This window comes from Streptomyces sp. ITFR-21, from assembly GCF_031844685.1.
In the GTDB taxonomy this organism is placed as follows: Bacteria; Actinomycetota; Actinomycetes; order Streptomycetales; family Streptomycetaceae; genus Actinacidiphila.
The window spans coordinates 4,136,423-4,149,148 of sequence record NZ_CP134605.1 but is presented as its reverse complement, the minus strand read 5'-3'; the positions used below and the strand labels follow the sequence as shown (position 1 = coordinate 4,149,148).

At 69.2% G+C, this 12,726-nt stretch carries 7 protein-coding genes and 1 CRISPR repeat array (1 of these 8 running past the window's edge); all 7 genes read right to left on the bottom strand.

Going from position 1 to position 12,726, the window contains the following annotated elements; translation table 11 throughout:
- Nucleotides 1-110: 110 nt before the first annotated feature.
- The 7 genes from RLT57_RS18225 to rplK all read right to left on the bottom strand — a co-directional run bounded on the left by RLT57_RS18225 (nt 111) and on the right by rplK (nt 11,733).
- A complete protein-coding gene (locus tag RLT57_RS18225; protein WP_311298455.1) occupies nt 111-569 on the bottom strand; it encodes a DUF1707 and DUF4190 domain-containing protein in 459 nt (152 codons plus the stop codon).
- A gap of 67 nt (nt 570-636) precedes the next feature.
- Nucleotides 637-4,548 carry a DNA-directed RNA polymerase subunit beta' gene (locus RLT57_RS18220; RefSeq protein WP_311298454.1) on the bottom strand — a complete coding sequence of 1,304 codons (3,912 nt, stop codon included), beginning with the start codon at nt 4,546-4,548 and terminating at the stop codon, nt 637-639.
- 133 nt (nt 4,549-4,681) lie between these two features.
- The gene (rpoB, locus tag RLT57_RS18215; protein WP_311298453.1) at nt 4,682-8,167 is read right to left on the bottom strand and encodes a DNA-directed RNA polymerase subunit beta; all 3,486 of its coding nucleotides are present in this window, start codon (nt 8,165-8,167) and stop codon (nt 4,682-4,684) included.
- A gap of 615 nt (nt 8,168-8,782) precedes the next feature.
- Nucleotides 8,783-9,166 (bottom strand): 50S ribosomal protein L7/L12, encoded by a 384-nt coding sequence (gene rplL, locus RLT57_RS18210; protein WP_311298452.1) that lies wholly within the window; start codon nt 9,164-9,166, stop codon nt 8,783-8,785.
- 86 nt (nt 9,167-9,252) lie between these two features.
- The gene (gene rplJ, locus RLT57_RS18205) at nt 9,253-9,822 is read right to left on the bottom strand and encodes a 50S ribosomal protein L10 (RefSeq protein ID WP_311298451.1); all 570 of its coding nucleotides are present in this window, start codon (nt 9,820-9,822) and stop codon (nt 9,253-9,255) included.
- Between the two features lie 643 nt (nt 9,823-10,465).
- Entirely contained in the window at nt 10,466-11,191 is a 726-nt protein-coding gene (gene rplA / locus RLT57_RS18200; RefSeq protein WP_311298450.1) for a 50S ribosomal protein L1, read from the bottom strand.
- A 107-nt stretch (nt 11,192-11,298) separates the two neighbouring features.
- Entirely contained in the window at nt 11,299-11,733 is a 435-nt protein-coding gene (rplK, locus tag RLT57_RS18195) for a 50S ribosomal protein L11 (RefSeq protein ID WP_188284025.1), read from the bottom strand.
- Between the two features lie 461 nt (nt 11,734-12,194).
- A CRISPR array of direct repeats spans nt 12,195-12,726; the repeat unit is 29 nt; unit sequence GGGTTCATCCCCGCGCGTACGGGGAGCAG; it runs 1,266 nt beyond the window's last position.

Here is a 12,726-nt window from a genome sequence, read left to right as displayed (position 1 = left end):
CGCATGGCACGCGCAAGAACCCGGGCACACCCCAGGCACAAGATGAGAGCGTACCTACCGCATCCCCTGCGGTCAAAACAAATGCATACGGGCACCCGTGCCCGCGCGTCTCACCCTCCGGACGCGCCCAGCACGAAGACCAGGATCCAGAAGGCCAGCCCCAGGTATCCGATCACCAGGCCGCCGGTCGCCAGACCGTCGCCCCGGTAGCCGTTCGCGGCGATCTCGCGCCTGGCGAGGTGGCCGAGCACGACGCCGGTCGCCGAGCCGACACCGCAGCAGAAGCTGCCGCCCAGCGAGGCGACCAACGAGCCGACCGCCTTGCCGTTGGTCTTCCGCGGCGGCGGCGGATAACCGCTCAGGGCCGCCCCCGGCGCCGGGCGGCCGGTCCCGGCCGGCGGCACGGGACGCGGGATGTCCCCGGTCAGTACGTCCAGCTGGCGGTAGGTCCGCGCCTGGTAGGCATGGCCGACCCGGTCCTCGTACTCCTCCAGGGCCAGGCGCCCTTCGGTGAAGGCGTCCTTGAGGACCCGCACCGCCCGCTCTCGATCCGCGTCGCCGGCCAGCATCCGTCCATCATGCCGCAAGGCGGCCGTTCCCGCAGGAACGGCCGCCTTGTGACGGGGAATTGCGACCTCAGCCGTTGTACGGGCCGTAGTCGTAGTCCTCCAGCGGGACCGCCTGGCCGGAGCCGGTGCCGAACGGGCTGTAGTCGATGTCGTCGTAGCCGACGGCCGAGTACATCGCGGCCTTGGCCTCCTCGGTGGGCTCCACCCGGATGTTGCGGTAGCGGGACAGGCCCGTACCGGCCGGGATCAGCTTGCCGATGATGACGTTCTCCTTCAGGCCCAGCAGCGAGTCGGACTTGGCGTGGATCGCCGCGTCCGTCAGCACCCGGGTGGTCTCCTGGAAGGACGCCGCCGACAGCCACGACTCGGTGGCCAGCGACGCCTTGGTGATACCCATCAGCTGCGGGCGCCCGGAGGCCGGGTGACCGCCCTCGGCGACCACACGGCGGTTCTCCTGCTCGAACCGGCCGCGCTCGACCAGCTCGCCGGGCAGCAGCTCCGCGTCGCCCGACTCGATGATCGTCACCCGGCGCAGCATCTGCCGGATGATGATCTCGATGTGCTTGTCGTGGATCGACACACCCTGCGAGTTGTAGACCTTCTGCACTTCCTGCACCAGGTGGATCTGCACCTGGCGCTGGCCGAGGATCCGCAGCACGTCGTGCGGGTTGGTCGCGCCGTAGGTGAGCTTCTGCCCGACCTCGACGTGGTCGCCCTCGGCGACCTGGAGCTTGACGCGCTTGGAGATCGGGTAGGCGATCTCGTCGGCGCCGTCGTCCGGGGTGACCACGATCTTCTTGGTCTTCTCGGTCTCCTCGATCCGCACCCGGCCGGCCGCCTCGGAGATCGGGGCGACACCCTTCGGGACGCGGGCCTCGAACAGCTCGACCACACGCGGCAGACCCTGCGTGATGTCGTCACCGGCCACACCGCCGGTGTGGAAGGTACGCATGGTCAGCTGGGTGCCGGGCTCACCGATCGACTGGGCCGCGATGATGCCGACGGCCTCACCGATGTCCACCAGCTTGCCGGTGGCCAGCGAGCGGCCGTAGCAGTAGGCGCAGGTGCCGACGGCCGACTCGCAGGTGAGGATCGAGCGGGTCTTGACCTCCTCGACCCCCAGCCGGACCAGCTGGTCGATCAGCACGTCGCCGAGGTCGACGTTGGCGGGCGCGACGACCTTGCCGTCCACCACCACGTCCTCGGCGAGCATCCGCGCGTACACACTGGTCTCGACGTCGTCGGTCTTGCGCAGCGCGCCGTCCGGGCCGCGCTCGGCGATCCGCAGCTTCAGACCGCGCTCGGTGCCGCAGTCCTCCTCGCGGATGATCACGTCCTGCGAGACGTCCACCAGACGACGGGTCAGGTAACCCGAGTCGGCGGTGCGCAGCGCGGTGTCGGCCAGGCCCTTGCGGGCACCGTGGGTGGAGATGAAGTACTCCAGCACGGACAGGCCCTCGCGGAAGGACGCCTTGATCGGCCGCGGGATGGTCTCGTTCTTGGCGTTCGAGACCAGACCGCGCATACCGGCGATCTGCCGCATCTGCATCATGTTCCCTCGGGCGCCCGAGTCGACCATCATGAAGATCGGGTTGGTCCGCGGGAAGTTGGCGTTCATCGCCACGGCGACCTCGTTGGTCGCCTTGGTCCAGATGCCGATCAGCTCGTCCGACCGCTCCTGCTTGGTGATCAGGCCGCGCTCGTACTGCTTCTGCACCTTCTCGTCCTGCGCCTCGTAGGAGGCGATGATCGCCTTCTTGGCCTCGGGCACGACGATGTCGGTGACGGCCACCGTGACACCCGAGCGGGTGGCCCAGTGGAAGCCGGCCGCCTTCAGGTTGTCGAGCGTCGCCGCCACGATCACCTTCGGGTAGCGCTCGGCGAGGTCGTTGACGATCTCGGAGAGCTGCTTCTTGCCGACCGGCTGGTCGACGAACGGGTAGTCCTCGGGCAGCAGCTCGTTGAAGAGCGCGCGGCCCAGCGTGGTGCGCAGCCGGAACGAGTCGCCCAGCTGGTACGGGCGGGCGTCCGCGTCGTCGCCCTCGGCGGGCTCCGGCGGGGTCCAGCCGCGCGGCGGGACGGTGCCCACCGGGAACCGGATGTCGACCGGCGCCTGCATCGACAGCTCGCGGTTGTCGAACGCCATGATCGCCTCGGCGGTGGCGCCGAAGGCCCGGCCCTCGCCGACCACCTGGCGCTCCTCGGAGTCCGTGGTCAGGAAGAACAGCCCCAGCACCATGTCCTGGGTCGGCATGGTGACCGGCCGGCCGTCGGCCGGCTTGAGGATGTTGTTCGAGGACAGCATCAGGATGCGGGCCTCGGCCTGCGCCTCCGCGGACAGCGGCAGGTGCACCGCCATCTGGTCGCCGTCGAAGTCCGCGTTGAACGCGGTGCACACCAGCGGGTGGATCTGGATCGCCTTGCCCTCGACCAGCTGCGGCTCGAAGGCCTGGATGCCCAGGCGGTGCAGCGTCGGCGCCCGGTTGAGCAGCACCGGGTGCTCGGCGATGACCTCTTCCAGCACGTCGTACACGACGGTACGGCCGCGCTCGACCATCCGCTTGGCCGACTTGATGTTCTGCGCGTGGTTCAGGTCCACCAGGCGCTTCATCACGAACGGCTTGAAGAGCTCCAGCGCCATGGCCTTGGGCAGGCCGCACTGGTGCAGCTTCAGCTGCGGGCCGACGACGATCACCGAACGGGCGGAGTAGTCGACGCGCTTGCCGAGCAGGTTCTGCCGGAAGCGGCCCTGCTTGCCCTTGAGCATGTCGGACAGCGACTTCAGCGGACGGTTGCCGGGGCCCGTGACCGGGCGGCCGCGGCGGCCGTTGTCGAAGAGCGCGTCGACGGCCTCCTGGAGCATCCGCTTCTCGTTGTTCACGATGATCTCGGGCGCGCCGAGGTCGAGCAGCCGCTTCAGCCGGTTGTTGCGGTTGATCACCCGGCGGTACAGGTCGTTCAGGTCGGAGGTCGCGAAGCGGCCACCGTCCAGCTGCACCATCGGGCGCAGGTCCGGCGGGATCACCGGGACGCAGTCCAGCACCATGCCACCGGGCTTGTTGGTGGTCTGCAGGAACGCCGAGACGACCTTGAGGCGCTTGAGCGCCCGGGTCTTCTTCTGGCCCTTGCCGGTGCGGATGATCTCGCGGAGGCGCTCGGCCTCCTCGTCCAGGTCGAAGGACTCCAGGCGCTTCTGCAGCGCCGCGGCACCCATCGAGCCCTGGAAGTACGTGCCGAAGCGGTCGCGCAGCTCGCGGTAGAGCAGCTCATCGCCCTCCAGGTCCTGGACCTTGAGGTTCTTGAAGCGGGCCCACACCTCGTCGAGCCGGTCCAGCTCGCGCTGGGCGCGGTCGCGCAGCTGCTTCATCTCGCGCTCGGCACCCTCGCGCACCTTGCGGCGCACGTCGGCCTTGGCGCCCTCGGTCTCCAGCTCGCCGAGGTCGGCCTCCAGCTTCTTCTGGCGGCCCTCCACGTCGGCGTCACGGCGCTGCTCGACCTGGCTGCGCTCGACGGAGACCTGGGCCTCCAGCGACGGCAGGTCGCGGGTGCGGCGCTCCTCGTCCACCCAGGTGATCATGTACGCCGCGAAGTAGATGACCTTCTCCAGGTCCTTCGGGGCGAGGTCCAGCAGGTAGCCCAGACGCGACGGGACACCCTTGAAGTACCAGATGTGGGTGACCGGGGCGGCCAGCTCGATGTGACCCATCCGCTCGCGCCGCACCTTGGCGCGGGTGACCTCGACGCCGCAGCGCTCACAGATGATGCCCTTGAAACGGACGCGCTTGTACTTGCCGCAGTAGCACTCCCAGTCCCGGGTGGGGCCGAAGATCTTCTCGCAGAAGAGCCCGTCCTTCTCCGGCTTGAGGGTGCGGTAGTTGATGGTCTCGGGCTTCTTGACCTCGCCGTGCGACCAGGTCCGGATGTCGTCCGCGGTGGCCAGGCCGATCCGCAGCTCGTCGAAGAAGTTGACGTCGAGCACTGTGTCGTCAATCCCTCTCAGGGTTGATTCTCAAATGGTCTGATCGGGGGGCCGTGAGGGTTCCCCCGCGCCGCGTCGGCGCGGCTGCGGGGGCGAGGGCCGCCCGGCCGGGGAACGGCCGGGCGGCAACCCGTCAGACCTCTTCGACGCTGCTCGGCTCGCGCCGGGACAGGTCGATTCCGAGCTCTTCCGCCGCCCGGAACACGTCCTCGTCGGTGTCCCGCATCTCGATGGACATGCCGTCCGAGGACAGCACCTCCACATTGAGGCAGAGCGACTGCATTTCCTTGATGAGGACCTTGAAGGACTCGGGAATGCCGGGCTCGGGGATGTTCTCGCCCTTGACGATGGCCTCGTAGACCTTCACACGGCCGAGCACGTCGTCGGACTTGATCGTCAGCAGCTCCTGGAGTGCGTACGCGGCGCCGTAAGCCTCCAGCGCCCACACCTCCATCTCGCCGAACCGCTGGCCGCCGAACTGCGCCTTACCACCGAGCGGCTGCTGGGTGATCATCGAGTACGGGCCGGTGGAGCGGGCGTGCAGCTTGTCGTCCACCAGGTGGTGCAGCTTGAGGATGTACATGTAGCCGACCGAGATCGGCTCCGGGAACGGCTCGCCGGAGCGGCCGTCGAACATCCGCGCCTTGCCCGAGGGCAGCACCATCCGGTCGCCGTCACGGTTGGGGACCGTGGCCTCGAAGAGGCCGGCGATCTCGTCCTCGCGGGCGCCGTCGAACACCGGGGTGGCGACGTTGGTGTCGGGCTCGACCCGGCCGGCGCCGATGGCGTCCAGCCGTGTCGCCCACTCCTCGGCGATCCCGGCGACGTTCCAGCCCTGCTTGGCCAGCCAGCCGAGGTGAATCTCCAGCACCTGGCCGGGGTTCATCCGGGACGGGACGCCGAGCGGGTTCAGGATGATGTCGACCGCGGTGCCGTCCTCCAGGAACGGCATGTCCTCGACCGGCAGGATCTTGGAGATGACGCCCTTGTTGCCGTGCCGGCCGGCCAGCTTGTCGCCGTCGGTGATCTTCCGCTTCTGCGCCACGTACACGCGCACCAGCTGGTTGACACCCGGCGGCAGCTCGTCGCCCTCCTCGCGGTCGAAGACCCGGACGCCGATGACCTTGCCGGTCTCGCCGTGCGGCACCTTCAGCGAGGTGTCGCGGACCTCGCGGGCCTTCTCGCCGAAGATCGCGCGCAGCAGCCGCTCCTCCGGGGTCAGCTCGGTCTCGCCCTTGGGGGTGACCTTGCCGACCAGGATGTCGCCGGCGACCACGTCGGCGCCGATCCGGATGATGCCGCGCTCGTCGAGGTCGGCGAGGACCTCCTCGGAGACGTTCGGGATGTCCCGGGTGATCTCCTCGGGGCCCAGCTTGGTGTCGCGGGCGTCGACCTCGTGCTCCTCGATGTGGATCGAGGACAGCACGTCGTCCTGCACGAGGCGCTGCGACAGGATGATCGCGTCCTCGTAGTTGTGGCCCTCCCACGGCATGAACGCGACCAGCAGGTTCTTGCCGAGGGCCATCTCGCCCTCTTCGGTGGACGGACCGTCGGCGAGCACCTGGCCGGCCACCACGCGGGCGCCCTCGTCCACCACGACCTTCTGGTTGAAGGACGTGCCCTGGTTGGAGCGGGAGAACTTGGCGACCCGGTACGTGGTGTACGTGCCGTCGTCGTTGGTGACGGTGACGTAGTCGGCGGAGACCTCCTGGACCACACCGTCCTTCTCGGCCTTGATCACGTCGCCGGCGTCGACCGCGCAGCGGTACTCCATGCCGGTGCCGACCAGCGGCGCCTCGGACTTGATCAGCGGTACGGCCTGGCGCATCATGTTCGATCCCATGAGCGCGCGGTTGGCGTCGTCGTGCTCCAGGAACGGGATCATCGCGGTGGCGACCGACACCATCTGGCGCGGCGAGACGTCCATGTAGTCGACGTCGTCGCCGGGGATGTAGTCGATCTCGCCGCCGCGGCGGCGGACCAGCACCCGGGACTCGGCGAACCGCAGGTCCTCGGTCAGCGGCGCGTTGGCCTGCGCGATGACGAAGCGGTCCTCCTCGTCGGCGGTCAGGTAGTCCACGTCGTCGGTGACGACACCCTCGACGACCTTGCGGTACGGGGTCTCGACGAAGCCGAAGGCGTTGACCCGGCCGTAGGAGGCCAGCGAGCCGATCAGGCCGATGTTCGGGCCTTCCGGGGTCTCGATCGGACACATCCGGCCGTAGTGGGACGGGTGCACGTCGCGGACCTCGAAGCCGGCCCGCTCACGGGACAGACCGCCGGGGCCCAGCGCGGACAGGCGGCGCTTGTGGGTCAGGCCGGACAGCGGGTTGGTCTGGTCCATGAACTGGGACAGCTGGCTGGTGCCGAAGAACTCCTTGATGGAGGCGACGACCGGCCGGATGTTGATCAGGGTCTGCGGCGTGATCGCCTCGACGTCCTGGGTCGTCATCCGCTCGCGGACCACGCGCTCCATCCGGGCCAGGCCGGTACGGACCTGGTTCTGGATGAGCTCGCCGACGTTGCGCAGACGGCGGTTGCCGAAGTGGTCGATGTCGTCGACCTCGACCACGATCTGCGAGCCGTTGTCGCCCGAGGTCTCGGTCTCCCCGGCGTGCAGCTTCACCAGGTACTTGATGGTGGCGATGATGTCGTCGGTGGTGAGCACGCCGGCGTCCAGCGGGGCTTCGCCGCCGAGCTTCTTGTTCACCTTGTAGCGGCCGACCTTCGCCAGGTCGTAGCGCTTGGGGTTGAAGTAGAGGTTCTCCAGCAGGGTCTGGGCGGCCTCCTTGGTCGGCGGCTCACCCGGACGCAGCTTGCGGTAGATGTCCAGCAGCGCGTCGTCCTGGCCCTGGGTGTGGTCCTTCTCCAGGGTGGCGCGCATCGACTCGTACTCGCCGAACTCCTCCAGGATCTGCTCGGTGCTCCAGCCGAGCGCCTTGAGCAGCACGGTGACCGACTGCTTGCGCTTGCGGTCGATACGGACACCGACCATGTCGCGCTTGTCGATCTCCATCTCCAGCCAGGCACCCCGGGACGGGATGATCTTGGCGGAGAAGATGTCCTTGTCGGAGGTCTTGTCGATCTGGCTGTCGAAGTAGACGCCCGGCGAGCGGACCAGCTGCGAGACGACGACACGCTCGGTGCCGTTGATGCAGAAGGTGCCCTTGCTGGTCATCAGGGGGAAGTCACCCATGAAGACCGTCTGGGACTTGATCTCGCCGGTCTCGTTGTTGGTGAACTCGGCGGTGACGAAGAGCGGGGCCCCGTAGGTGAAGTCGCGCTCCTTGCACTCGTCCAGCGAGTTCTTCGGGGGCTCGAAGCGGTGGTCACGGAACGTGAGCGACATCGACCCGGAGAAGTCCTCGATCGGGGAGATCTCCTCGAAGATCTCCTCCAGACCGGACTTCCTGGGGACATCCTGCCCGCTGTCAAGGGCCGCCTCGACCCGGGCCTTCCACGCGGCGTTCCCGAGCAGCCAGTCAAAGCTCTCGGTCTGGAGCGCGAGGAGGTTCGGAACTTCGAGCGGTTCACGGATCTTCGCGAAAGAGATGCGCAGCGGTGCGGTGCTTGCGCCGTTGTTCGAGTTGGTAGTCGAGGCGTTGCGCGAGGCGGCCAAGAGGGGGTCCTTCCGAGGGCTCGGACTCACTACGCGCGTACCGGTCCACCCCTGAGCTGAAGCGAAAACCCTGATGACGGGCCACTTCAGTGTCGCTCAGATACGGGCATGCCCCTGGTGACGGGCCAGGCGGCAGCTAACAGGCAGCGCAAAGGGTCAGTGTAGCCACTTGGCCCACTGATGTCCAGAGCTGAGATTCGGAGTACCGAATCGTCGCCCCCTCGCCCATCTCGCGGGGTCCGGCCCTCGGAGCCCGGACCCACTATCCGTCACGCTGCATTGCCATGCATTCCCGCTTCGGCGCCGATCCATGCATCCGACCTGGATCCAACCGGATCGATCCCGGACCAGCCGTAGGACCGGGCCCGGAGGCCCCGGAACGGCCCGGGGTCCGCCCCGGATCCGTCCCGGATCGAAGGAGCGGCCGGTCCGCGGGGTACCGGCGGCGCGTCCTGAGAATTGCGCGCCGCGTGCCATCCGTCAAGGCCCCGGCCTCGCGTAGATCGGAAACGGCCGGGGGCGGCCACCCTTTCGAGTGGCCGCCCCCGGCGGGTGGAGCAGGGGTCACCCCGGGGACTACCCGGGGTAACCAGGTGCTGCTGGGTGCCGCTGGTGTTACTTGACCTCGACCGAGGCGCCGGCCGCCGCAAGGGCGTCCTTGGCCTTCTCCGCGGCTTCCTTGGTGGCCTTCTCCAGAACGGCCTTCGGAGCGCCGTCCACGAGGTCCTTGGCTTCCTTCAGACCCAGCGAGGTCAGCTCGCGCACGACCTTGATGACCTGGATCTTCTTCTCGCCGGCGCCGGTGAGGATGACGTCGAACTCGTCCTGCTCCTCGACGGCCTCGGCGACGACGCCCGGACCCACCGGGCCGACCGCCGCGACGGGCGCGGCGGCGGTGACGTCGAACTTCTCCTCGAACGCCTTCACGAACTCGGAGAGCTCGATGAGGGTGAGGGTCTCGAACTGCTCCAGCAGCTCGGCCTGGCTGAGCTTCGCCATGATGGCGGGGTCCTTCCGCTAATTCGGCTGGTGCCGGGTGTACATGTCGGCGGGCGTACTCGGTGCCCGCTGGACCGTCGAGCCGGTTACTCGGACTCGGTGGCCTCGGCGGGAGCCGGCGTACCGGCACCGCCCTGCTCGTCCTCCGCCAGCTTGACCCGAAGCGCCTCCGCGGTGCGGATGAACTTCGACGGCAGCGCCTGGAAGAGCGCGGCAGTCTGCGACTGCTTGGCCTTCATGGCGCCCGCCAGCTTGGCGAGCAGCACCTCGCGGGACTCGAGGTCCGCGAGCTTCTTGATCTCGTCGGCGGACAGCGCCTTGCCGTCAAGGACACCGCCCTTGATGACGAGGTTGGGGTTGTCCTTGGCGAAGTCACGCAGACCCTTCGCCGCCTCGACCGGGTCACCGGCGACGAAGGCGACGGCCGACGGACCCGCGAACAGGTCGTCGAGCGTGCTGATCCCGGCCTCGTTGGCCGCGATCCTGGTCAGCGTGTTCTTCACCACGGCGTACGTGACGTTCTCACCGAGTGCACGGCGCAGCGTCTTGAGCTGCGCCACGGTGAGACCGCGGTACTCGGTCAGCATCGCGGCGTTCGAGGTGCGGAACTTGTCCGTCAACTCGGCAACCGCGGCAGCCTTGTCGGGCCTCGCCATGAGTCTCGGCCTCCTTCCGGGTGATTGCGGACCGCCCGGCGTTGAAGGAGGAACCCGAGGGGGAAAACACGGAACGCCCCCTGCGCAGGCGCACGGGGCGGAACTCGACGGAGGCGGCTGGCGCTTCCGGAGGTCGTCTCGGTCACCTACGCGGGCCGTCCGCACTCGGCGGATCCTTCGGCCACCTCACCCTTGCGGGGCATGGCGGCAACCAGCGGTCTATGGCTTCGTACCAAGCCTACGGGACGGCGCGGCCGGCGGGCAAATCCCCCTGCGGTGCCCTGGCCGGGCGGGCTGCGGGGGCCGGCTTGGCGCGGGCGGGGAGGTGCGCGACGCCGGGGCCAGCGGAACGGCTGCCGGCGGGCGGGGTGGTGCCGCGGGGGCGGCGAGGCTGCGGGCTTGCACCGGGCGGCGGGCCGAGGCGGGCCGAGGCGGGCCGGCGGCCGGCTTCCGGCGGGCCTGGCGGCCCGGGGGTGGCCGCGGCTCCGCCCCGGCGGAAAGCACGGACCCCGGCCTCGGTGTGTCACCGGGGCCGGGGTCCGTGCCGACGGGCCGCGGACGCCCGGCACGTCCGTACACGCGCGCGTACCCGCGTACGGACGTACCAGGAGGCCCGCCCACGGCCATGTCGTCCGGCGCCGCGTCAGACCGCCGCGGCGTCGTCCTCGACCAGCAGGTTGCGGGTGCGGTTGGGGTCGACCTGGATGCCGGGGCCCATGGTGGTGGACACGGCGGCCTTCTTGACGTAACGGCCCTTGGCGGCGGACGGCTTGAGCCGCAGGATCTCGTCCAGCGCCGCCGCGTAGTTCTCCACCAGCTTGGTCTCGTCGAAGGAGACCTTGCCGATGATGAAGTGCAGGTTCGAGTGCTTGTCGACGCGGAACTCGATCTTGCCGCCCTTGATCTCGGTGACCGCCTTCGCCACGTCGGGCGTCACGGTGCCGGTCTTCGGGTTCGGCATCAGACCGCGCGGGCCGAGCACCCGGCCGAGCCGGCCGACCTTGCCCATCAGGTCCGGGGTGGCGACGACGGCGTCGAAGTCCAGCCGGCCCTTCGCCACCTCGTCGATCAGTTCGTCGGAGCCGACGATGTCGGCCCCCGCGGCTTCCGCGGCCGCAGCACGGTCACCGGTCGCGAAGACCAGGACCCGGGCGGTCTTGCCGGTGCCGTGCGGAAGGTTCACGGTGCCACGGACCATCTGGTCCGCCTTGCGCGGGTCGACACCCAGCCGGAAGGCGACCTCGACGGTCGAGTCGAACTTGGTGCTGGCGGTCTCCTTGGCGAGACGGACGGCCTCCAGAGGCCCGTACAGGCGCTCCTGGTCGATCTTGGCGTCCGCAGCGCGGAGAGTCTTGCTGCGCTTGCTCATGGATGTGCTCCTGGTTCGATGGAGTCGTGGTCCAGGCCGAGCAGGCCCTCCCACAAAGGTCGTACGTGCTTGAGTTCTCAGCGCTCGAGAGCTCGGCGCCCGAGGTCTCAGCCCTCGACGGTGATACCCATGGACCGGGCCGTCCCCGCGATGATCTTCTCCGCGGCGTCCAGGTCGTTCGCGTTCAGGTCGGGGAGCTTGGTGGTGGCGATGTCCCGGACCTGGTCGCGGGTGAGCTTGGCGACCTTCTTCACGTGCGGCTCGCCGGAGCCCTTGTCCACGCCCGCGGCCTTGAGGATCAGCTTGGCGGCCGGCGGGGTCTTGGTGATGAACGTGAAGCTGCGGTCGTCGTAGACCGTGATCTCCACCGGGATCACCATGCCGCGCTGCGACTCGGTCGCCGCGTTGTACGCCTTGCAGAATTCCATGATGTTCACGCCGTGCTGGCCCAGCGCGGGGCCGACCGGCGGCGCCGGGTTGGCCGCACCGGCGTTGATCTGGAGCTTGATCAGCCCCGTGACCTTCTTCTTCTTGGGAGGCATTGCTCTCTCCGGGTCCTGTTGAGAGTGTTCGTGCCTGCGAGCAGGCATACCGCACCACGATAGCGGGTATCGCGTCACGACCCGAAACCGAGAGGTCAGCCTCTCGCCCCGGCGCCCCCCCGCTCCCCCTCCCGGGCCCGCTCCCGGGGCCCAGCCTGACCCCCGGGCCCCGGGCCCGGCCCCGGGCGACCAGCTGCCGCGACCAGGCTGCCGCCACCGCCAAGCTCCGGCCGCCGTCCGCCTCCGGCGCGGGCCAGGTTCCCAGCTGCTCCCGGCGCGGCAGGGCCCGACGCGGCACGGACCCCGCCCTCGGCGAACCCGCCCCCCTGAGAAGGTCAGCCCATCCCACCGGGCAGATACACCCGACGCGGCAGCCTCACCCCACCCACCGCCCGGGAGCGCGACGCTCCCCGCACGTACGGGGAGCAGACCGCGGGCGGTCTTGGTCGGCTCGCTGCTGAGGGTTCATCCCCGCGCCTACGGGGAGCAGCGGCGTTCAGGTCGAGGATGGCGCGGTGGATCGGGTTCATCCCCGCGCGTACGGGGAGCAGTCGGCGAGCTGGTCGCGCAGGTCGGCGTAGAGGGGTTCATCCCCGCGCGTACGGGGAGCAGATCACCGCTCGGATCACCGCTCGGCGTATCCCGGGTATATCCCCGCGCGTACGGGGAGCAGACCACCGGAGGCGACCCCATGTTCGCATCGCTGGGTTCATCCCCGCGCGTACGGGGAGCAGCCCGCCGGCTTTCACGGCGGGGGGCGTCTCCCGGGTTCATCCCCGCGCGTACGGGGAGCAGGACCCGGTCGACGCGGTGGTGATGGACCCCCCGGGTTCATCCCCGCGCGTACGGGGAGCAGGACCCGGTCGACGCGGTGGTGATGGACCCCCCGGGTTCATCCCCGCGCGTACGGGGAGCAGCCCGGTCGGCAAACGCACCTAGGTTCGTGTCCGGGTTCATCCCCGCGCGTACGGGGAGCAGTACGACCCGACCAAG